The sequence below is a fragment of the Halomonas sp. NO4 genome, from assembly GCF_010994375.1.
In the GTDB taxonomy this organism is placed as follows: Bacteria; Pseudomonadota; Gammaproteobacteria; order Pseudomonadales; family Halomonadaceae; genus Halomonas.
The window spans coordinates 51,442-72,495 of sequence record NZ_WHMA01000003.1 but is presented as its reverse complement, the minus strand read 5'-3'; the positions used below and the strand labels follow the sequence as shown (position 1 = coordinate 72,495).

Here is a 21,054-nt window from a genome sequence, read left to right as displayed (position 1 = left end):
CGTGATCGAGCACTACGCCCTGATCAAGCACCTGCACATGACCACCGCGGCGCTGAGCCTGGGGTTCTTCCTGGTGCGGGCGGCCTGGTCGGTGCGCGAATCCTCGCTGCTGCAGCGGCGCTGGGTGAAGGTGCTGCCGCACCTCAACGACAGCCTGCTGCTTGTCCTCGGCGTGCTGCTCGCGGTGATGCTGGGGATGTGGCCCCACCAGCACCCCTGGCTCGCCGCCAAACTCGTCGCCCTGCTGGCCTACATCGGTCTGGGCACGCTGGCGATCAAGCGCGGCCGCACCCCCGCCCGGCGTGCGCTGGCGGCGCTGGCGGCGCTGGCGACCTTCGCCTACATGCTCGGTGCCGCCATCCACCACCACCCGCTCTCCTGGCTGGCGCTGCTGTAAGCTGGCTGACGCGCGCCGGGCGGCTATACTGAGGTCGCGTCGAATCGTCACTGGTCAGGAAGGATGAACCCATGAGCGATCACCAACTCCCCAGCGGTGCCGGCAAGGTGGCCGAGGATTACCCCGAGGTCTGGGACGCATTCCAGGCGCTGGGTAAGCGCTGCGCCGAGAGCGGGCCGCTGGATGCGCGCACCCGCCGGCTGGTCAAGCTAGCCCTGGCGGTGGGCACCGGCTCCGAAGGGGCGGTCCACTCCCACGTGCGACGCGGCCTGCGCGAGGGCATCGAGCCCGAAGCCCTGCGCCAGGTGGCGCTGCTGGCCATCCCCACCCTGGGGCTGCCGGCCAGTGTCGCCGCCCTGACCTGGATCGATGACATCCCCGAGGGCTGAGGCCGCCGGCCGTCGTGCCCCCGGCCTGCGACATCGTGTCGCGAGCCGTCAGGTGGCGCCATGGTCGCTACCCTGGCGCTTCCTTCCCCCAATTTGATCAAGGTCAATGCCCCTCTGGTGCGGCTCCTGCTACTCTAAACATGCATAACAGATGCATGTTTAATAAAGGGGTGGGACCGGTCGCCTTCGGCCGCGGGTCCCGCAAATGCCAAGCAAGCAAGGGGGGATGGCCCATGACCGAAGGCCTCACCAAGGCAGCGGCCCGCAATATCTTCTATGGCGGCTCGCTGTTTTTCTTCCTGTTGTTTACCGCGCTGACGGCGCACAGCCATTGGTACATGGTGAACACGTCCACCGACAGCGAGGGTCTGACCGACTCCGTCGAGCTCGGCAAGCACGTCTGGGAAGAGAATATGTGCATCAACTGCCACAGCATCATGGGCGAGGGGGCCTACTTCGCGCCCGAGCTGGCCAACGTCTGGGAGCGCTATGGCGGTCACGACAACCCGGAAGGGGCGCGCATGGCGCTGACGGCCTGGATGCGTGCCCAGCCGACCGGGGCGGAAGGGCGTCGCCAGATGCCGTACTTCGACCTCAGCGACGAAGAGATGAACGCGCTGATCGACTTCCTCAAGTGGACCGACTCCATCGACGATCAGGATTGGCCACCGCACCCCGCGGGCTGAAGCGGCGTGACGTGAGTCCGGGTTGATGACGCAAGGAGAACGATACCGATGAAATACGAAACCCAGAAGGTGGCCCAGCCATTCTTCATGGTGGCCATGGCGCTGTTCGCCCTACAGATCGTCTTCGGTCTGCTGGCGGCCACCGTCTATATCGCCCCCAACTTCATGGCCGACCTGATGCCCTTCAACATCATGCGGGTCAGCCATACCAACCTGCTGATCGTGTGGTTGCTGCTCGGCTTCATGGGCGCGACCTACTACCTGATGCCCGAAGAGGCCGAGCAGGAGATTCACAGCCCCGGCCTCGCCTACCTGCAGCTGGGCATCTTCGCCTTTGCCGGTGCGGCGGCCCTGGTGGGCTATCAGTTCGGCATCCATGAAGGCCGCGAGTTTCTCGAGCAGCCGTTCTGGATCAAGGTGCTGATCACCATCTCCTACCTGATGTTCCTGTTCAACACCAGCATGACCCTGCTCAAGGGGCGCAAGACGGCCATCAACCTGGTCCTGATGCTGGGTCTGTGGCTCGCGGCGGTGTTCTGGCTGTTCGCCTTCTACAACCCCTCCAACCTGGCGGTGGACAAGCTCTACTGGTGGTGGGTCGTGCACCTCTGGGTCGAGGGCGTGTGGGAGCTGATCATGGCCTCGCTGCTCGGCTACCTGCTGATCAAGATGTCCGGCGTCGACCGCGAGGTCATCGAGAAGTGGCTCTACGTCATCGTCGGCCTGTCGCTGTTCTCGGGCCTGCTGGGCACCGGCCACCACTACTACTGGATCGGCGCGCCGAGCTACTGGCAGCCCATCGGCAGCATCTTCTCCACCCTCGAGGTGATCCCCTTCTTCGCCATGGTGGTGTTCGCCTTCTACATGTTCTGGAAGGGCAGCCGTAACCATCCCAACAAGGCCGCCATGCTGTGGGCCCTGGGTTGCCCGACCATCGCCTTCTTCGGCGCCGGCGTGTGGGGCTTCATGCACACCCTGTCGTTCATCAACTACTACACCCACGGCACCCAGGTCACCGCGGCCCACGGCCACCTGGCCTTCTACGGTGCCTACGTGATGTTGATCCTGGGCATCATCACCTATGCGATGCCGCAGCTGCGCCGCGTGCAGCCGTACAACCAGGTGCTGAACATGTGGGGCTTCTGGATCATGACCTCGGCGATGTGTTTCATGACCTTCACCCTGACCTTTGCCGGTGTCGTGCAGACGCACCTGCAGCGAGTGCTGGGCATGAACTACATGGAGGTGCAGAGCCAGCTCGACCTCTTCTACGTCATGCGCCTCGGCTCCGGTGTGGCCGTGACCCTGGCCGCCGTGATGCTGCTCTATTCGTTCTTCGGCCCGTCGCGCGAGCAGGTGCCGGCCACCAGCAAGCCGCTGACCGCCGCCGAGTGATCGAATGTCGGCGGGGCGTGCGCGCCCCGTCGACCCTTTCCCCTGGAGTGACCCCATGTCCCATACCGCGACCGCTTCCGCTCAAGCCTTCGAGCAGGAACTGCCCTACTACGAACCGGTCGGCAACGAGTGTGCCCTGTTCGAGCAGGCGTACCGCCAGCGGCTGCCGCTGCTGCTCAAGGGGCCGACCGGCTGCGGCAAGACCCGCTTCGTCAGCCACATGGCCGCCAAGCTCGGCCGACCGCTGTTCACCGTGTCGTGCCACGACGACCTGACCGCCGCCGACCTCACCGGTCGCTACCTGCTGCAGGGCGGGGAGACGCGCTGGGTCGACGGCCCGCTCACTCGCGCCGTGCGCGAGGGCGGCATTTGCTACCTCGACGAGGTGGTCGAGGCGCGCAAGGACGTCACGGTAGTGCTGCACCCGCTCACCGATGACCGCCGCCTGCTGCCGCTGGAGCGTACCGGCGAGCTGCTCGAGGCGCCGGACGATTTCATGCTGGTGGTCTCCTACAACCCCGGCTATCAGCACATTCTCAAGTCGCTCAAACCGAGCACCCGCCAGCGCTTCGTGGCCATGTCGTTCGACTTCCCGCCGCCCAAGGCGGAGTGCGAGATTGTCGCCCGCGAGAGCGGCCTCGCCTACGACCGCTGCGCCGCCCTGGTCAACCTGGCCTCGCGGCTGCGCGCCATGAAGGGCCAGGACCTGGAAGAGGGCGTCTCCACGCGCCTGCTGGTCTACTGCGCCACCCTGATCGCCGCCGGCATGCCGATTCTGGAGGCCACCTGCGCGACCCTGGTGGAACCCCTCACCGACGATCAGGACGTGCAGGACGGCTTGCTGGAAGCCATCAAGGCCACCTTCGGCTGAGCGCCGGTGCTCAGCCGGAACGAGTAGGAGCCCGCCATGCTGGATTTTCTCGAGGTCGAGGAGTTCGTCGGCCGCCACTGGCACCGCTGGGCCTCCAGCGCGACCAGCTACCCGGACCACCCCGAAGCGGCGGTGCGACTGGATGACCTGCGCACCCTGCTCGGGGTTTTCTTTCGCAGCGGCGGCGGAGAGTCCGGCGTCGAGGTGGCCGCCATCGCCCGGCGCAACTCCCGGCACCGGCTGTCGCTGCGCCAGCGTCTGGGCCTCGACGAGGAGGCGCTCGACCAGGCACGCCGCGACGAGGAGCACCTGCTGCTGCCGCCGCGTATCGCTCTTTTCCCCGAGGCGGCCCTGAACCGCGACCTCTACCTCTGGCTCACCGCCTACCTGGCGACCGGCGAGCGCGCCGAGGGCGCCGCCGACCCGCTGCAGAACGACCTGCTGGTGCTGCGCACGGCGCGTCGTACCACCCGGGCCGTGCTCGAGCGCTTCCCGGGTCTGGCCGAGCGCCATGCCCGACTCTGTCAGGCACTGCTCGCGGTGCGCCCGCAACGCAAGCGCCTGCCGCCCATGGAGGCGGCGCTGGAGGCGGTGCTGCTTGCCCAACTCGGTGCGCCGGTGCCCGACGACGGCTGGGCCGGCGCCATGCAGCGTGCCGTGACCGACGACACCCTGTCCCTTGACGATTTCCAGACCCCGCGCGGCTACCGGCCGCCGCTGCCGGTGCCGCTGTGGGGGCAGGTGGTGACGCTGGGCACCCGCGACGGCGCCCGCGAGGACGTCGCCGATGATGCGGATATCCCCCTGCGGCGCAGCCAGCCGCAGGATGACGGCGGCAAGCGCCAGGCCGACCGCCGCGAGCAGGACCAGGCCAACCGCGACGATCCGCTGATGCTCAACGCCTCGGAGAAGATGCTCTCCTGGGCCGAGATGGTGAACCTCAACCGCCACGTCGAGGACGAGGAGGAGGAGACCGCCCGGGAGGCCGCCGACCAGATGGAAGAGATCGTGCTCAGCCCCAACCGCAAGCAGGCGGCTTCGCGGCTCAAGCTCGATCTCGATCTGGCGCCCGACGAGGCGACCGGCGGCCGCCTGGCCGGCCGACACACCTATCCCGAGTGGCACCACCGCAAGCAGGTCTACCTGCCCGATCACTGCGTCGTCCACAGCGACGTGCAGAGCGAGGAGGGCGAGGACTGGGAGCCCGACGAGGCGACCCGGCGCCGCATTCGCCGCGTGCGCCGCGAGTTCGAGGCGCTGCGTCCGCGGCGCGAGATTCTGCGCGGCCAGCTTGACGGCAGCGAGCTCGACATGGACGCGGTGATCCGCTCGCGCTGCGACCTGGCGGCCACCGGCGAGGCCAGCGACCGGATCTACCTGTCGGCGCGCGAGCAGGCCCGCGACCTGGCCGTGTCGATCCTCATCGACGTCTCGCTCTCCACCGAGGCGTGGCTGGAGGATCGCCGCGTGCTCGACGTCGAGAAGGAGGCGCTGCTGGTACTGGGGCACGGCCTGGCCGGCTGCGGCGACGACTACGCCATCCACTGCTTCACCTCGCACCGCCGCCACAAGGTGTGGGTCAACACCCTCAAGGGCTTCGAGGAGCGCATGAGCGAGCGCGTCGCCCGGCGCATCGCCGCGCTGCGGCCCGGTCACTACACGCGCATGGGGCCGGCGATCCGCCACGTCACCCAGGAGCTGGCCAAGCGGCCCAACCGCCATCGCCTGCTGCTGGTGCTCACCGACGGCAAGCCCAACGACACCGACTACTACGAGGGGCGCTACGGCATCGAGGACACCCGCAAGGCGGTACTGGAGGCGCGCCAGCAGGAGGTCAAGGTATTCGGCGTCACCGTCGACAGCGAAGGCCACCAGTATGTGCCCCACCTCTTCGGGCGGGGCAGCTACGCCATCCTCAACCGCCCCGAGCACCTGTCGCTGGCGCTGCCGGATATCTACCGCCAGATCATCGGATCCTGAGGAGGCGAGATCATGTCGAATCCCCGTCTTGCCATTGCCGTGGTCACCGGCCTCGCCATCGGGCTGGCGGTGGTGCTGCCGCTCGCCTGGCTGATCAACAACCGCGACTGGGGGGTGGGCCTGATGCTGCTCGTGCCCCTCATCGTTTACGGCCTGATGCGCCTGGCCCGCGTCCTCGAGGCGTGGGCCAGGGCGAAGCCGCCGTCATCCGGACGCGAGAGGTCTCAGGAGTAGCCGATTCGCGGTTGCGCCAAGTGAAGGGCAGTGTTTCACGCAAGCCCGATCGTGGCGGCCCGTGTCGTGGCATCGCCAGGACGCTACGGTGAGACGCCCCTGGCGTAGAGACGCCTACCGGCCACGAAGGTTTGTTGCGGCTGGAGGTCGCCGTCGAGCAGGGTCACGTCGGCGTCATGGCCGACGGCCAGGCGGCCCTTGCGGTCATGCAGCCCCAGCACCCGCGCCACGTTTCCCGAGATCAGGCCCAGAGCCTGGTCGAGTGGCAGCACCGCCTCGCGGACCAGGCGTTGCCAGTCCGCGATCAGGGTGGTGTTGCCCGCCACCCGCATGCCGATATAGGCGCCCCGGGCATCGAACTCGGGCAGGCTGCCGTTGCAGTCGGAGCTCATGGTGATGCGCTCGACCGGGACGCCGCGCTGGAGCAGCCACGACACCGCGCCGAAGCCACTCAGGTCGTCCTCGTCGGCGTCGTCGAAGGCGGTCACATCCACGCTGGCGGCGAAGGCCAGCGCATAATCGGCGGCCTCCTCGAGCAGGGCGCGATGGCGGTTCACGTGGGTGGGGATCACCTGCTCGGCGGGAATCTCGGTCTCAGCGAGCAGCCGGCGCAGCGGCTCGAGCCCCCGCTGTCCGTCGCCGACATGGAAGTGGCAGATGCCGCGCTTGCCGGCCAGCATGCCGCCGACGCGTGCCTCGCTGACCAGCCGCGCGATCTCGTCCCGGCTGGGCTGGCTGGAGCGATGATCCGAGATCGCAAGCTCGCCCAAACCAATGACCTCGGGAATCCAGGCGAGGTCGCGCTGCACGTCGCCGGTGAGGGTCGGTGGCGGCACGCGATACGACCCCGTGTACATATAGGCTGCGATGCCCTCGGCCTTGAGCCCGCGCACCTTGGCGAGAAGATCCGCCGGGGAGCGGCTGATGCTGTCGGTACCCAGCACCCCCACCACGGTGGCGATGCCCATGGCGGCGATCTCCCGAGCGGTGATTTCGGGGCAACGGCTGCCGCAGCCCCCCTCGCCGCCGCCACCGGTTACGTGGACGTGCTGGTCGATAAAGGCGGGAACGGCGACGAGATCACGCGCCTCCACGACCTGGACTGGCCAGCCCCCCGGGACCTCGAGATCGCGCCCCAGCGCTGCGATGCGACCGTCGGCGATCAGTATCTCGGTGGCCTCGAGGGGCGTTGGAGCGAAAATGCGGCCGACGCGGAGCAGGGTCAGTAGTGGGGCGTCCCGAGCATCGAGAGGCATCATGGCGGCTCCCCGGTGAGGTCCGTCGCCGCCGGGGGCGCGAAGCGGCGGCCCTTCAGGCGCTCGATAGCGCCCTCGATATCGTCGATCAGCAACACCAGTAGGTCACCTTCACTGGCTTCATCGAAGGCCCGGTCGACGGCCTGGGCCTCCTCCAGGACGGTCTCGACCCGGCAGCCCCCCATCGACTCGGCACCGTCACGCAGCAGGCCAGCGGCTTCACCGATGGCCCGGCCGCGGGCGTCGGTCTCGTAGATGAAAACCACCTCGTGCATCCGGGCGAGCAGCCTACCGAGGCTGACGAGGTCCTCGTCGCGGCGATTGCCGGGCGCGCTGGCCACGCTGAGGCGTCGTCGCGCCGGGATACAGCTCACCAGCTCGCTGAGGGCCTCGAGTGCCGGCACGTTGTGCCCGTAGTCGATCAGCACCTTCATGCCGTCGGCATCGATGAGGTTGGTGCGTCCGGGGTTCTGACCGGGGGTGGGATGGAAGGTCTGCAGGCCCATCTGGATATCGGCGATGGAGAGCCCCAGGGCATAGGCGGCCGAGCTGGCGGCCAGGGCATTGGCGACATTGAAGCGGGCGTGTCCCTCGAAGGTGATCGGCACGTCCACCACCGGGATCACCTCGGCCTCGACATGGCCCTGACGCATCACGATGCGCTCATCGTGGACCGTGAAGGCCACCCCGTGGTCGCGAACATGTTGGCGGATGGGGCGTGAATCGGGGTCCAGGGTGAAGAAGATGATATCGCCCCGGGCCCACTCCTGGCCGGCCAGCACCCGGGGGTCATCGGCATTGAGCACGGCCGTACCGCCCCGGCGCACGGCGTCGATCACCACGGTCTTGCAGCGCGCCAGTTCGTCGAGGGTGTGGATATCGTGCTCGCCCAGATGGTCGCTGGCGATATTGAGCAGCACCCCGACGTCGCACTCGTCGAACCCGAGGCCACGGCGCATGATGCCGCCGCGGGCCACTTCGAGCACGGCGCATTCGACCGTGGGTTCGCGCAGCACGACGGCTGCCGCCTGGGGGCCACTGTAGTCGCCGCGCATGATGACATGGTTGTCGATCTCGATGGCGCCGGTACAGGCCATGCCCACATTGCGTCCCGCCTGGCGCAGCAGGTGCGAGAGCAGGCGCACCGTGGTTGTCTTGCCGTTGGTCCCGGTCACCGCCACGATGGGAATGCGGGCATCGGTTTCGCTGTCCGGAAACAGCATGTCGATCACAGGCTGGCCGACATCGCGTCCCTCCCCGTGGGTGGGCGACAGGTGCATGCGAAAACCGGGCCCGGCATTGACCTCGACCACGGCGGCGGACTGCTCCTCCAGTGGCCGGGTCAGGGTCTCGGCCAGCAGGTCGATGCCGATGATGTCGAGCCCGACCAGGCGCGCGATCCGCTCCGCCGCGTAGCGTACCTCCGGGTGGACGTCGTCGGTCACGTCCGTGGCCGTGCCCCCGGTGCTCAGGTTCGCCGTGGGCTTCAGGTAGACGATCTCGTTGTTCGCAATCACGCTGTGCAGGGTCAGGTTCTGCTGGTCGATCAGCCGCTGCGACTGCTCGTCCAGTTGTATCTGCGTGAGCAGATTCTCGTGCCCGACACCGCGACGCGGGTCCTGGTTTTCCCTGTCGACCAGGGCCTGCAGTGTGGCGATCCCATCGCCGATCACATGGGCCGGGCGCCGCCGGGCCGCGGCCACCAGTTTGTTGTCGATGACCAGCAGGCGATGGTCCTCGCCCCGGATGTACTGCTCGACGATCACCGCGGGGTTGCGGTGGGCGGCGATGTCGAAGGCCTCGCGCAGCGCCGGCTCATCATCGATGTTGGTGCTCACGCCGCGGCCGTGGTTGCCGATCAGCGGCTTGACCGCGACGGGGTAGCCGATGTCGCGCGCGGCGTCGAGGGCTTCATCGATGGAGGCGCAGACACGGCCGTGGGGAACCGGAATGCCGGCATCGCCGAGCACCTGCTTCGTCCAGGCCTTGTCGTCGGCAATACCGTAGCCGATCAGATCCGTATGACCGGTCACCGTTGCCTGAATCCGTTGCTGGCGGTGGCCGTGACCCAGTTGGATGTAGCTGTTCTCGTCACTCAAGCGGATATGGGGGATGCCACGCCGCTCGGCGGCTGCAACGATCGAGGCGGTGGAGGGCCCCAGTACGTGGGCGTCGCGTACTGCCTTGAGGCGGGCGATGATCGCCGGCATGTCGATCTCGCCGCCATGAAACAGCCGAGTGACCAGCTCGACGGCTTCGACCCCGGCCGCCAGGCCGCAGGCTTCGTCCCGGTAGCGGTAGACGACGTTGTAGATCCCCGGCTCGTAGCTGTCGATGGTCTTGCCGTAGCCGACCGAAAAACCGATCAGGTTCTGGAGCTCGATCGCCACATGCTCGACGACGTGGCCGGCCCAGGTGCCGCGTTCCAGTCGCTCCACGAAACCGCCGGGTCGGCCGACCGAGCATCGGTGCTCCTGCAGGGTGGGCAATATCCCGAGGAGGCGTTCGACGATGCCGGGAACCCTGTCGCTGGGTCGTTCCTCGAGGTCTCCGATGTCCAGGCGCAGGAAGATGGCCGGGTAGCGGCTGTAGTAGTTCGGCCCGCGCAGGGCCCGGTGCTCGAGGATGTTCATCGGCAAGCCTCCAGCAGGGCGTCGAGCTCCTCGGCGACGAGATAGCGACGCGCCTCGATATCATATCCATGGCCGCTGACCATCGCATGCAGGATTATGTTCTCGATGGCTACCGGCTCCCCCATCGATAAATCGGCGATGTTGGAACTCGCCAGGTCGCGACTGTCGATGAGGATGACATGGCCCGTGCCGATGGCTTCGAGAACCCGGTTCTGATGAATGATCACCGCGGCATCCTCGCCCAGCCCCACGCCCAGGTACTCCGGGTTGGTTGCCCCGACCTCCATCAGGCGCGTGAAGCGTCCGCGCTCGAGGAAGTGGCTGTCGATGATCAAGCCTTCGACGAGTCCGAGGCCGAAGGTCATGTTGACGGCGCCCTTGCGCAGGGCATCGGCGGCCGTGCCGTTGTAGATCATGGTGCCCGGCATGGCCGCCGCGCCGGCACTGGTTCCGGCCACTACCGCGCCCTCCTTCAAGCGGTGGCGGATCGCGGTCAGGGTCGCCGAGCCGCCCAGCACGTTGGTCAGGCGGAGCTGATCCCCGCCGGTGAAGAAGATGACGCCGCTCTGCTCGATCAGGCGGACGGTGTCGGCCTCGGCCGCCTGGCGGCGGTCACGGATGGCCAGGGAATGGACGCGGCTGGCGCCCAGGCGAGAGAAGGCCGCTTCGTAGTCGGGCAGCACCTCGTCGGGAATGCTGCTCGCCGTGGCGATGACGGCGACCTCGTCATGGCCCTGGGGTGCCAGGGCAAAGACCTGTCTCAGGATCTCGAGATCGGAGGTCCTGTCCTCGGCTCCGCCGATGGCCACGATGCGGCCAGGTGCCACGGTGCGTTGGGAAGCCATAACCTGTTCGTCGCCCAGCGACGCTTTTGAGCAAACGCAGAAGCCACGTCCGCGTGAGTCAGGTGCCGAATGGCATAATGCTTGCCACCTACACTTTTACTTATAACAGTCATCCCGGCGCGGGGCACGTTATCGCTGCCGCTTGCGTCATCATGGGAGGCGAATCGATACCGCTGCTTGCCAGGTGTTGCCACCGGCAGGCTTGAGCCACAGAAGTGGTGCCTTGGGGCTGAACTCGGCCTCAGACCAGGCCCAGCCGCGGCGCCGCGTAGCCGGCGCCGATCAGCGCCAGGGTGAAGATCACTAGCCCCACGAAGGTGCCCTTCCAGGCTGGGGTGGCGGCGCGCAGGTTGAGATAGACCATCAGCAAGCGCTGGGCCTTGAAGCCGGTGACGATCAGTACCAGTGCGGCCGACCACAGCGGCAGCGGTGCCCAGCTGCCCTGGTCGAGGCGTGCCGAGAGCATGGCGATGAGCGTCAGCCCCATCAGCGTCAACCAGGTGGCGAGCAGGCGGCGGGTGCCGGGCAGTGCGGTCATGGTCACCTCAGCAGATAGATCAGCGGGTAGAGCAGGATCCAGATCAGGTCCACCATGTGCCAGAAGGCGGCGGCGGTTTCCACGTTGTCGACGCTGGTGCGCCAGGTCACCAGCGCCAGCAGCCCCAGGCCAAACAGCACGTGGGCGAAATGGAAGGCGGTCAGGCCGTAGTAGAAGCCGAAGAATAGATGGGTGTCGGGGGTGATGCCGGCAGCGAACTTGTCGGCGTACTCGACCACCTTGACCACCCCGAACAGCACGCCCAGCGCCATGCTCGCCGCCAGCCACTGGCGGGCGCGGCGCCGCCGGTCGCCGCTGATGGCCTCCACGGCCAGCGCCACGCACAGGCCGCTGGTCAGCAGCACCAGGGTGTTGAGCCCGCCCATCAGCGGGTCGAGCGACTGCTGGGCGGCATTGAAGGCGGCCACGTCCGTGGCGCGCTGCCAAGCGTAGAGAGCGAAGAAAGCCGTGAAGACCAGCATCTCGCTGAGTATCAGCACCCACATCAGCGGGTTGCCGGGCAGCGCCGAGAGCGGCCCCCAGCCGGGGTTGGGCAATGCCGCTACTCCCGGGTGGTCGCGGGATGACATGCTCAGCCCTCCCGCTGGAACTCGTGGCAGGCCGCCTCGCTGCTGAGCTTCCAGCCCGCCCAGGCGAAGAGCGCCGCCAGCAGGGTGGCCAGCATGATGAGGGCGCCGAGCATGCCGGTGAGCCCGGCACCGGGGGTGCCGGACGTCACCGCTGCGCTGGTGGCGGTTTCTGGCAGCAGGCTAAAGGTCAGGGGTGTCAGGGCCGCCCCGCCCAGCACGGCGACGAAGCCCGCTGCCAGCAGGATGAGAAAGGCGCGGCGTGCCCAGGAACGGCGCTGCAGCAGGGCGATGGCCAGTCCCAAGGTGAGCAGGGCCCCGGCCAGCAGCAGCCCGGCCAGGGCCTGGCTGCGCTCGAGCAGCCAGGCGACACCGCCGGTCAGCCCGCCGCTGCCGGGTTCGACGGCCAGCAGCACGGCGAGGCGATCGCCGGGCAGCAGGGCCAGGCCGAGCAGGGCGATCGTCAGGGCGGCGAAGGCGATGAAGCCCCAGGCGATGCCGGTGATGGCGATCGAACGGCCGGGGAGAACGGGTGTCAGGGTCGATGCGTTCATGATACGCCTCCGCGTTAATCGCTCAGGCTGACGGAGGCACCGCCGAGCCACAGGCTTCTGGGCGCGTCGATGGCACGGCCGTTCATCAGGCGGTGAATGCCCACCCCGCAGCGTCCCACCATCCAGATCAGGCAGGCCGTGAAGAAGCCATAGCCCAGCGCCCAGGGCGCCCAGGCCGGCAGGCTGAGCCAGCCGAGCAGCTGCCAGGCGATCAGGCAGAGCGCGGCACCGGCGATGCCCAGCCAGAAGGTGCGAATCTGGAATTGCAGGTGGCTGGCCACCCAGTCGGCGGCGTGGCGACGGCGCAGGTGGGCCAGGAGCACGCCCAGGGGCGCCGTGACCACGGCCATGATGCTGCCCAGAAAGAGCATGTAGACCACCGCCGCGAGCTTCTTGCCGCGTTCATCGGTGGCAGGGATATCGGAAGTCAGAGGCGCGGATGGCGAGGGCATGGCCACCTCCAGGTCGCAGGGTTGCCGGTCGGGCGCAACCTCGCCGGCGGCGAGGAGCGTCATTGCTGTCGACACTATGCCGCAGGGTGTTGCCTCTGTCCTTGTCACGGATCAATACCCGAGCCGAGGGCTCGGGTATTGGGGGCGGGCAAATTGTCGCAAGCTCAGGATCGCTCGAGCGATTCGCTACTGGCAGCAGGCCGGTCGTGCATCAGCGATTCGCCGATGACGGTGGCCTGGTGGTAGGCGTCGCGGGTCAGCATCGGCACACGCCGTTCGGTCCACCACATCCATACGATGGAAACCAGCGTCACGCCGAAGCAGAGCATCCACACCGTGGTGGCCACGCCGGTGAGATCGACCAGGGCACCGAACATGATCGGCAGCAGAAAGCCGCCCAGCCCGCCGGCCAGGCCGACAATGCCGGAAACCAGGCCGAGATTCTCGTGATAGTCGTTGGAAAGGTACTTGAACACCGAGGCCTTGCCGATGCCCCAGGCGATGCCCACCACGAAGAGTGCGGTGGTGAACAACCACACCGGAATGCCGAAGCCGAACTCCACCATGCCCTCGCCGCCGGCCGTCGTCACGCGGTACTGGGTCTCCGGATAGGACATGATGAAAAGGGCCACCAGGCTCGCCCACATGCACGCCCAGGTAACGGTGTGGGCGCCGAAGCGGTCGGAGAGCCAGCCGCCGAAGGCACGAATCACGCCGGAGGGCAGCACGAAGATGGTGGCGATCAGCGCGGCGAGCTGGATTCCCAGGCCGTATTCATTCATGTAGTACCGGGTCAGCCACAGCGAGACGCCCACGTAGCCGCCGAACACCACCGAATAGTACTGGCAATACTTCCACACCTTGGGATCGTTGAGCACCTTGACCTGCTCACGGAGGGAAACGCGATCGGCATTGCGGTGCGTCGGGTTGGAGTAGGTGAAGAACCAGAAGACGATCGCCGTGATCAGCATGATGGCGGCGTAGAGGTTGGGCACCGCCTGCCAGCCGAGCACCACGATCACCGTGGGGGCGATGAACTTGGTCACCGCGGCTCCTGCGTTGCCGGCGCCGAAGATGCCCATGGCCAGCCCCTGGCGCTCCTTCTCGAACCACTTGGCGGTGTAGGTGATGCCCACCGAGAAGGAGCCGCCGGCCAGGCCGATGAGGGCGCCGAGGATGAGCAACTGCCAGTATTGGGTGGCGAACTGCACCATCCAGATGGCCGGCACGATGAGCACCAGGATGATGAAGAAGACCGGGCGGCCGCCGTAGCGGTCGGTCATGGCCCCCAGAGGCAAGCGGGTGAGCGAGCCCGTGAGGATGGGCACTGCGGTGAGGATGCCGAACTGCGTGCCGTTGAGACCGAGTTCCTCGGCGATGGGTACGCCGATCTCGCCGAACATCGTCCACACCATGAAACACATGGTGAAGGCGAAGGTGTTGGCAGCGAGCACCGAATACTGCTTGAAGCGCTGCGAAGCCATGCTTTCTCCTTTGCGGTTGGAGGGACATCGTGCGACGACCGCCACAGCGGCCATCGCACGTCGGATCGCGTCATCCGCCCTGCTGGAGTTTGAGCTGAGCCTGCTCCTGCTGCTCGATCATGCGGTCGACGGAGGAGACGTAGTACTCCTCGTCGAAGGCCCCTTCCGGCTCCTTGAGCCACACCAGGCAGATCAGCCAGCTAAGGAAGGCCCCGGTGGCGATGATGTAGAAGAACTGGGTGGGCGTGACGAAGGTGAAGATGGTCAGGTAGACCACCGCTCCCACGTTGCCGTAGGCGCCGGCCATGCCCGAGATCTGGCCGGTGATGCGGCGCTTGATCGAAGGAATGATGCCGAAGGTCGCCCCTTCCGCTCCCTGTACGAAGAAGGAGGTGAAGATGGTGATGGCGATGGCGATGATCAGCGGCCAGCTGGCATCGAGCAGGCCCATCAGCACGAAGCCGATGCCGATGCCGAACATGTAGCTGAGCATCACGAAGCGGCGGTTGCCCAGGCGGTCGGAGACCAGCCCGCCCATGGGGCGCGCCACCAGGTTGACGAAGGCGAACGAGGCGGCGATCAGGCCGGCGGCGGCAGCGCTGAGGCCCCAGGTCTGCTCGAAGAACATCGGCAGCATGGAGACCACAGCCAGCTCGGCACCGAAGTTGGCGAAGTAGGTGCTGTTGAGCGCGGCCACGCTATTGAAGGAGTATCGGTCGTCTTCCGGTACGCCCTTCTTGAGAAGCGGCACGTTGACGCGCAGGATCTGCACGATCTGGTAGGCGACCACGGCGACGATGGCCAGGTAAGCGATGACCGCACCGGTGGTGGAGAGGTAGCCCAGGTTCTGGATGCGCCACACCAGGATGCCCAGCACGCCGACCAGCGGGATGGTCCACAGGATCAGCTTGATCATGTCGCCCCAACTGCTCACCTCCATGGCCAGTGCCTTGCGCGGCTTGCGGTGCGCCTTGGCATCGGGGCCGTCGGTGATGGCGAACCAGTAGTAGACGCCGTAGACGGCCATGACGACGGCGCTCTGGGCGATGGCCCAGCGCCAGCCGTCGGCGCCGCCGTACCAGGTGATGGCGATGGTCGGCAGGGTCATGGCGGCGGCGGCGGAGCCGAAGTTGCCCCAGCCGGCGTAGAAGCCCTCGGCGAAGCCGATGTGCTTGGGCTTGAACCACAGCGCCGTCATGTGGATGCCCACCACGAAACTGGCGCCCACGGAGCTCAGCACCAGGCGGGCGATCAGCAGCTGAGTCATGGTATCGCCGAAGGCGAACACCAGGGCGGGGATCGACATGCTCACCATTAGCACCGAGAAGACCCGGCGCGGGCCGAAGCGGTCGAGCGCCATGCCGACGATGATGCGCGCCGGAATGGTCAGTGCCACGTTGCAGATGGCGAACAGCTTGAGGTCGTCCGCCGTCAGCCAGTCCACGCTCTTGAGCATGCTGCTGGCCAGCGGCGCCATGTTGAACCAGACGTAGAAGGTGATGAAGAAGGCGATCCAGGTCAGGTGCAGGGCCCGGATCTCGGGGGTGCGAAACTTGAATAGGTCGGCGACTTTCATGGTCGTGTCATCCTGATCTCGCGGAGGAAGGAGCCTGGAACCCGGTTTCAGGGGCTGGGAAAGATCAGCAGAGGACACTCCACTCGCCGGGCGAGGAAGGAGCTGACGCTGCCGAAGGTCATGTAGTCGAGCTCGTCGACGAAGTAGCTCAGCGACTGGGCGATGATGCCGCCGTCGGGCTTGTTGCTGTGGCGAGCGATGACCAACAGATCGGGTCGGTGCTTCTGGGTGGCGTGCAGCAGCATCTTGCGCGCGTCACCTTCGGCGAGACTCCAGTCGACGTCGAAGCCTTCCCGGGTGGCGAAGTCGGCACCTTCCTGAAGCGCCTTCTTGAGTTGGTCGACCTCTTCCTGGAAGAGGTCCTCGTTGGCGTCGGTGGCGTCGCGCGGGTTCTCGGCGACCCCCACCAGCATCAGCAGCGGCGCATTGCAGCGGAACATGCCGACCGTCTGGGCGAGCGCCAGCTTGGCGTTACGTGAGCCGTCATAGGCGATCATGATCTTCATGACTTACCTCCGTGTGAGACGGACTTTCGAGTGACCGTGCCCGGGCTCGGGCGAGGGGGCACGGTCGTGACGGCGCCAGGGCGGGTCGCTGTTAGGGGTTCTTGATCTCGGCGTTCGGGCGCAGGTAGAACCACCAGTTCACCACCAGGCAGATCGCGTAGAAGATCGCGAAGCCGTACATGGCGAGTTCCGGGGTGCCCAGCTTGATCTGCTCGCCCATCACCCGCGGGGCGATGAAGGCGCCGTAGGCGGCCACGGCGGAGGTCCAGCCCAGCACCGGGCCCTTCTGCTGCTGGTCGAAGATCACGCCGATGGTGCGGAAGGTGGAACCGTTGCCGATGCCGCTGGCGGCGAACAGCACGATGAACAGCGTGAGGAACATCCAGAAGTACTGGTTGGGGTCGGTCGAGTTGTAGGCCAGCATCATCACGTAGCCCACGGCCGCCGAGGCGATCACCATGATCACCGAGATCACCTGGGTGACGATGGAGCCGCCCAGCTTGTCGGAGATCCAGCCGCCCACCGGACGGATCAGGGCGCCGACGAAGGGGCCCATCCAGGCCCAGGTCAGGGCGCTGGGCGCGTCGGGGTTGGCGATGCGGGTGACGCTGCCGTCGGCAGCGACTTCCATCATGTTGCCGAAGATGACGGTGATGGAGAGCGGCAGGGCCGCCGAGAAGCCGATAAAGGAGCCGAAGGTGGCGATGTAGAGCACCGTCATCGACCAGGTGTGCTTGTTGGAGAAGATGGCAAACTGCTTCTGGATGTTGGCGCGGATCTGGCCGGGCAGCAGGCGCAGCAGGGCGAGCGTCAGGCCGATGGTCAGCGGCAGGGCGACCCACATGTTGAGCCAGCCCAGCGCCACCACGCCGGCGATGGCGGTGAGCATGCCCACGCCGTAGAGCCCCAGGATCTTGCCGAAGGCCGCCACGGGGCTGCCGGGGTTGGGGGTGATGTCGCGGATGTTGTTCATGCCGAACCAGCCGGCGAAGGCCAGCGGAATCAGGAAGACCAGCCAGACGAAGCCGGCATTCTGGATCCAGGTTTCGGTTCCCGCCTCGATGCGGCCGATCAGGGTGCCGCTGGCTTGCTGCAGCTCCATGGGAGCGCCGGCGATGGCGCCGAAGATGCCCACCGTCATCACCAGCGGAATCAGGATCTGCATGGTGGTCACGCCAAAGTTGCCCAGCCCGGCGTTCATGCCCAGGGCGTAGCCCTGCTGTTTCTTCGGGTAGAAGGTGGAGATGTTGCTCATCGAGCAGGCGAAGTTGCCGCCGCCGATGCCCGAGAGCAGAGCCAGCGCCTGGAACACCCAGAAGGGCGTGCCCGGGTTCATCAGCGCCAGGCCGGTGCCCGCGGCGGGGAGCATCAGCAGCGCCGTGGTCAGGAAGATGGTGTTGCGCCCGCCGGCGATACGGATCATGAAGGAGGCGGGAATGCGCAGGGTGGCGCCGGAAAGGCCGGCAATGGCCGTCAGCGTGAACAGCTGGTCGACGCTGAACGGAAAGCCGAGGTTGCGCATCTGGGTGGTGATCATGCCCCACATCAGCCAGACCGCGAAGCCCATCAGCAGGCTGGGGATGGAGATCCACAGGTTGCGCGTGGCGACCTTCTTGCCCTCGCGTTCCCAGAAAGCGTCGTTCTCGACGTCCCAGTGTTCGAGGTCGGCATTCTTCCTGCCGGATGCGACCCTGCCCAGGTCGGCATTGGTGTTGGCCATGGTGGTTTCCCCTGATGGTGAGTCCGTCGATGCCCGGCTTGCACCCTGAGGCCTGACCGGGATCAATTCAGTCCAGATGATCGAAAGATACGACGCCGCTCGAGGCGGTGAAACCGGCCGAAATGGCAGCAAAATCAGGGAAATACCCCTTGAGGGGTAGCAGGGGTATTTTTATAACTCACTGTCTTGAATGGTGTTTGAAAAACCGACAGGCAAAAGAAAGGCGCCCTGTCGGCGCCGCGAAGTCATTGGAGGTATCCACACAGAACCCGTTCTTACCTCTCTCGTTTTCCTACCGGTCGATGCCTTCCTGGACGGCCCACACCGCCGCCTCCACCCGCGAGCGCAGGTTGAGCTTCTTGAGCAGGTGCTTGACGTGCACCTTCACCGTGCCCTCGGTGATGTCGAGCTTGCGGGCGATCAGCTTGTTGGAGAGCCCGGCAGCCAGCTCGCGCAGGATTTCGCGCTCGCGCTGGGTGAGGCTGTGGATATCGGGGGTGGCGGGCTGGGCGCGCTGGTTGCGCAGTGCTTCGGCGAGCAGGGCGGTGAGGCTTTCGCTCACCACCATGCGGCCCAGGGCGGCCTGGCGCAGCTGGCGGACCATCTCCTCGGGCTCCATGTCCTTGAGCAGGTAGCCGTCGGCGCCGCCGCGCAGGGCTGCCACCAGGTCCTCCTCGTGGTCGGAGACGGTGAACATCACGATGCGTCCGGCGAAGCCCGCCTCGCGCAGCGCCTTGAGCGTCTGGATGCCGTCCATGCCCGGCATGTTGAGGTCGAGTAGGATCATGTCCGGGTCGAGCTCGCCGGCCAGGCGCACGCCCTCGGCGGGCTCGCCGGTGTCACCGACCAGTTCGAGGTCGTCCTCCAGCTCGAGCAGCTGACCCACGCCACGGCGCAGCAGCGGGTGGTCGTCGATGATCAGGATGCTGGCGGGTGTCTCTTGGCTTGGCTGGCCCATGATGGCGTCTCAGTCTCCTTGCTCGTGAAGGTGGGGGGAAGTCGTCGGCTGGCGGGTGATGAGGCGCGCCGTCTGCGGCGTGAAGATCAGTTCGACGCGAGTGCCGCCGCCGGGGCGATTGGCGATCTCCAGTTCGCCGCCCAGGGTATGGGCGCGATCGCGCATGATCACCAGCCCATAGTGCATGGGCGGCGAGGCATCGTCGGCCAGGCCCACGCCGTCGTCCTCGATGCGCAGCCGGATCCGCGCCTGCTCGAAGCGAACGGTGACGGCCGCCCAGTGCGCCTCGGCGTGCTTGTGGGTGTTGCTGAGCGCCTCGCGGGCGATCTGCAGCACGTGAATCTCCTCGTTGGGGTTGAGCAGGTGGGGCGGCACGTCGTAGTGCAGCTCCACAGGCGCGCCCATGCGTTCGGTGAACTCCTCGGTGGCCTGACGCAGCGCCGACTGCAGTCCCGGGCCCTCCAGCTTGAGGCGGAAGGTGGTGAGCAACTCGCGAAGTTGGCGATAGGCGCTGTTGAGGCCGGTGCGCAGCTCGTCGAACACCGCGGCCTGGGTTTCGCGCGGGGCGTCCTTGGCCTGCATGCGCTCCAGTCGCGCCACCTGCATCTTGAGGTAGGAGAGCGACTGGGCCAGGGAGTCGTGGAGCTCCCGGGCGATCACGGTGCGCTCGTTGATCAGCGAGATCTGCTGCTCCTCCTCGATACGCCGCTGCAGGTAGACCGCCGTGGCCAACTGGTCGGCCAGGGCGTTGAGCAGGCGGCGCACGCTGTCGGAGAGTCGCTCGCCCTTGGGATGCCAGATCTCCAGGGTGCCGAGCATCTCGTCGCCCACGCTCACCGGCAGCAGCAGACACTCGCCCTCCCCGGTGTCGCGCAGGTTGAGCGGGTGCGGCTCGAGTAGGCAGGCGTGGCAGCCGTGGTCGCGGCAGTAAGCCGGGCGCCGCGTCGAGTGGGTGGCAAGGATGGGGATCTGGCGGTCGTCATAGGGGTCGTTGAGCGACAGCCGGATGGGTCCGATCTCCAGCAGCTGCTCGACGCGCCGCAGCATGGGAGCGGCGCTGGCGCAGAGGTCGTTGCCGCCGCCATAGAGCGAGCGGCTGCCGTCGTGCATCACCCGCATCACCTGGTTGCTGCGCTCGAGCTCCTGGGTCTTGCGCGCCACCCGCGCCTCCAGCTCCGCATAGCTGGCGGCGAGCTGCTCGGCCATGTGGTCGAAGGTGCGCCCCAGGGTAGCCAGCTCGTCGCTGCCGGTGAGCTGGGTGCGGCGCGAGAAATCGCGGCGGGTCGCTGCCCGGGCCAGGGCCAGCAGCTGACGCAGCGGCAGCACCAGATTGTGGCGGATGTCGTAGAGGGCGATGGCCACCACCACCGCCGTCAGGCCGAGAAAGAGGATCTGCAGGGCGCTGAGCAGGCGGATCTTGGCCTCGGTGTTCTCCTCGAGCTGGGTGACCATGGTGTCGATGTCGGTAACCAGGTCGTCCAGGGTGCGGTCGAGCTGGCCGCCGCGCAGCTGGCGGGTGTCGATGACCTCCTCGACTTGGGGCCCCAGCTCGTTGTGCCAGCGGGTGAGGATCAGGCGGTACTGCTGGCGAAGCTCGTGAGCCTCGGAGCGAGGGATGGCCCCGGTCAGCTCCGTGGAGGCCAGGCGCTCGCCGAAGCGTTCGGCATACACGCGCACGGCCGTCTCGTGGGCGTCGGTGGGCTGGCGCTGATAGCGCTGCAGGGCGGCGACGATCTGGTAGGTGTTCATGCGCAGCGAACCGGCCACGTTGATCGCCGCAGCATCACCCTGACTACCCCCGGCCACCGCCATGGTCACCACGATGCTGATCAGTGCCATGCCGCTGATGGCGAGCAGCGAGGCCACAATGCGGGCTACCAGGGAACGTTGCAGCAGTTTCATCGCCGGGTCGGGTCTCCACTCGGGGGCGGGATGGGCAGCGCCGGGTCTGACTATACCTCAATGCCGGCGTCGTAGGGGGAGCGACGATAGC

General features: G+C 66.9%; 20 protein-coding genes. 7 read left to right on the top strand and 13 right to left on the bottom strand.

Going from position 1 to position 21,054, the window contains the following annotated elements; translation table 11 throughout:
• The first annotated feature begins 4 nt into the window (after nucleotides 1–4).
• The 7 genes from FEF15_RS03425 to FEF15_RS03395 all read left to right on the top strand — a co-directional run bounded on the left by FEF15_RS03425 (nucleotide 5) and on the right by FEF15_RS03395 (nucleotide 5,952).
• The gene (locus FEF15_RS03425) at nucleotides 5–397 is read left to right on the top strand and encodes a SirB2 family protein (RefSeq protein WP_163557955.1); all 393 of its coding nucleotides are present in this window, start codon (nucleotides 5–7) and stop codon (nucleotides 395–397) included.
• Nucleotides 398–468: 71 nt separating this feature from the next.
• Nucleotides 469–786, top strand: coding sequence for a carboxymuconolactone decarboxylase family protein (locus FEF15_RS03420; protein WP_163557752.1), 318 nt, complete (start codon nucleotides 469–471; stop codon nucleotides 784–786).
• A 233-nt stretch (nucleotides 787–1,019) separates the two neighbouring features.
• Nucleotides 1,020–1,472, top strand: coding sequence for a cytochrome c (locus FEF15_RS03415; protein ID WP_163557751.1), 453 nt, complete (start codon nucleotides 1,020–1,022; stop codon nucleotides 1,470–1,472).
• A 48-nt stretch (nucleotides 1,473–1,520) separates the two neighbouring features.
• Nucleotides 1,521–2,867 carry a cbb3-type cytochrome c oxidase subunit I gene (locus FEF15_RS03410; protein ID WP_163557750.1) on the top strand — a complete coding sequence of 449 codons (1,347 nt, stop codon included), beginning with the start codon at nucleotides 1,521–1,523 and terminating at the stop codon, nucleotides 2,865–2,867.
• Nucleotides 2,868–2,922: 55 nt separating this feature from the next.
• Nucleotides 2,923–3,738: a CbbQ/NirQ/NorQ/GpvN family protein gene (locus tag FEF15_RS03405; protein WP_163557749.1), complete on the top strand. Its 816-nt coding sequence runs from the start codon at nucleotides 2,923–2,925 to the stop codon at nucleotides 3,736–3,738.
• A 36-nt stretch (nucleotides 3,739–3,774) separates the two neighbouring features.
• A complete protein-coding gene (locus FEF15_RS03400) occupies nucleotides 3,775–5,718 on the top strand; it encodes a VWA domain-containing protein (RefSeq protein ID WP_163557748.1) in 1,944 nt (647 codons plus the stop codon).
• Between the two features lie 12 nt (nucleotides 5,719–5,730).
• On the top strand, nucleotides 5,731–5,952 hold the full coding sequence (locus tag FEF15_RS03395; protein WP_163557747.1) for a hypothetical protein: 222 nt from the start codon (nucleotides 5,731–5,733) through the stop codon (nucleotides 5,950–5,952).
• Nucleotides 5,953–6,035: 83 nt separating this feature from the next.
• Here the strand turns inward: FEF15_RS03395 and iadA are convergent, their stop codons facing one another.
• From iadA to FEF15_RS03330, 13 genes are all read right to left on the bottom strand, one after another.
• Entirely contained in the window at nucleotides 6,036–7,211 is a 1,176-nt protein-coding gene (gene iadA / locus FEF15_RS03390; protein ID WP_163557746.1) for a beta-aspartyl-peptidase, read from the bottom strand.
• Nucleotides 7,208–9,841, bottom strand: coding sequence for a cyanophycin synthetase (cphA, locus tag FEF15_RS03385; RefSeq protein WP_163557745.1), 2,634 nt, complete (start codon nucleotides 9,839–9,841; stop codon nucleotides 7,208–7,210). Before cphA ends, iadA begins: the two co-directional genes overlap by 4 nt.
• Complete coding sequence (locus FEF15_RS03380; protein ID WP_163557744.1) at nucleotides 9,838–10,686, bottom strand: cyanophycinase; 849 nt, start codon at nucleotides 10,684–10,686, stop codon at nucleotides 9,838–9,840. The genes cphA and FEF15_RS03380 overlap by 4 nt, the downstream gene beginning before the upstream one ends.
• A 241-nt stretch (nucleotides 10,687–10,927) precedes the next feature.
• Nucleotides 10,928–11,224, bottom strand: coding sequence for a cytochrome C oxidase subunit IV family protein (locus FEF15_RS03375; RefSeq protein WP_163557743.1), 297 nt, complete (start codon nucleotides 11,222–11,224; stop codon nucleotides 10,928–10,930).
• 2 nt (nucleotides 11,225–11,226) lie between these two features.
• A complete protein-coding gene (locus FEF15_RS03370; RefSeq protein WP_163557742.1) occupies nucleotides 11,227–11,814 on the bottom strand; it encodes a cytochrome c oxidase subunit 3 family protein in 588 nt (195 codons plus the stop codon).
• Nucleotides 11,815–11,816: 2 nt separating this feature from the next.
• On the bottom strand, nucleotides 11,817–12,365 hold the full coding sequence (locus tag FEF15_RS03365; protein ID WP_163557741.1) for a hypothetical protein: 549 nt from the start codon (nucleotides 12,363–12,365) through the stop codon (nucleotides 11,817–11,819).
• A gap of 14 nt (nucleotides 12,366–12,379) precedes the next feature.
• The gene (locus tag FEF15_RS03360) at nucleotides 12,380–12,880 is read right to left on the bottom strand and encodes a hypothetical protein (RefSeq protein ID WP_240454057.1); all 501 of its coding nucleotides are present in this window, start codon (nucleotides 12,878–12,880) and stop codon (nucleotides 12,380–12,382) included.
• Nucleotides 12,881–12,981: 101 nt separating this feature from the next.
• Entirely contained in the window at nucleotides 12,982–14,301 is a 1,320-nt protein-coding gene (locus FEF15_RS03355; protein ID WP_163557740.1) for a nitrate/nitrite transporter, read from the bottom strand.
• Nucleotides 14,302–14,371: 70 nt separating this feature from the next.
• Complete coding sequence (locus FEF15_RS03350; protein WP_163557739.1) at nucleotides 14,372–15,877, bottom strand: MFS transporter; 1,506 nt, start codon at nucleotides 15,875–15,877, stop codon at nucleotides 14,372–14,374.
• A 47-nt stretch (nucleotides 15,878–15,924) separates the two neighbouring features.
• Complete coding sequence (locus FEF15_RS03345) at nucleotides 15,925–16,383, bottom strand: universal stress protein (RefSeq protein WP_163557738.1); 459 nt, start codon at nucleotides 16,381–16,383, stop codon at nucleotides 15,925–15,927.
• Nucleotides 16,384–16,474: 91 nt separating this feature from the next.
• The gene (locus FEF15_RS03340; protein WP_163557737.1) at nucleotides 16,475–18,103 is read right to left on the bottom strand and encodes an antiporter; all 1,629 of its coding nucleotides are present in this window, start codon (nucleotides 18,101–18,103) and stop codon (nucleotides 16,475–16,477) included.
• 292 nt (nucleotides 18,104–18,395) lie between these two features.
• A complete protein-coding gene (narL, locus tag FEF15_RS03335; protein ID WP_163557736.1) occupies nucleotides 18,396–19,061 on the bottom strand; it encodes a two-component system response regulator NarL in 666 nt (221 codons plus the stop codon).
• A 9-nt stretch (nucleotides 19,062–19,070) separates the two neighbouring features.
• A complete protein-coding gene (locus tag FEF15_RS03330) occupies nucleotides 19,071–20,963 on the bottom strand; it encodes a histidine kinase (protein WP_163557735.1) in 1,893 nt (630 codons plus the stop codon).
• Nucleotides 20,964–21,054 lie beyond the last annotated feature (91 nt).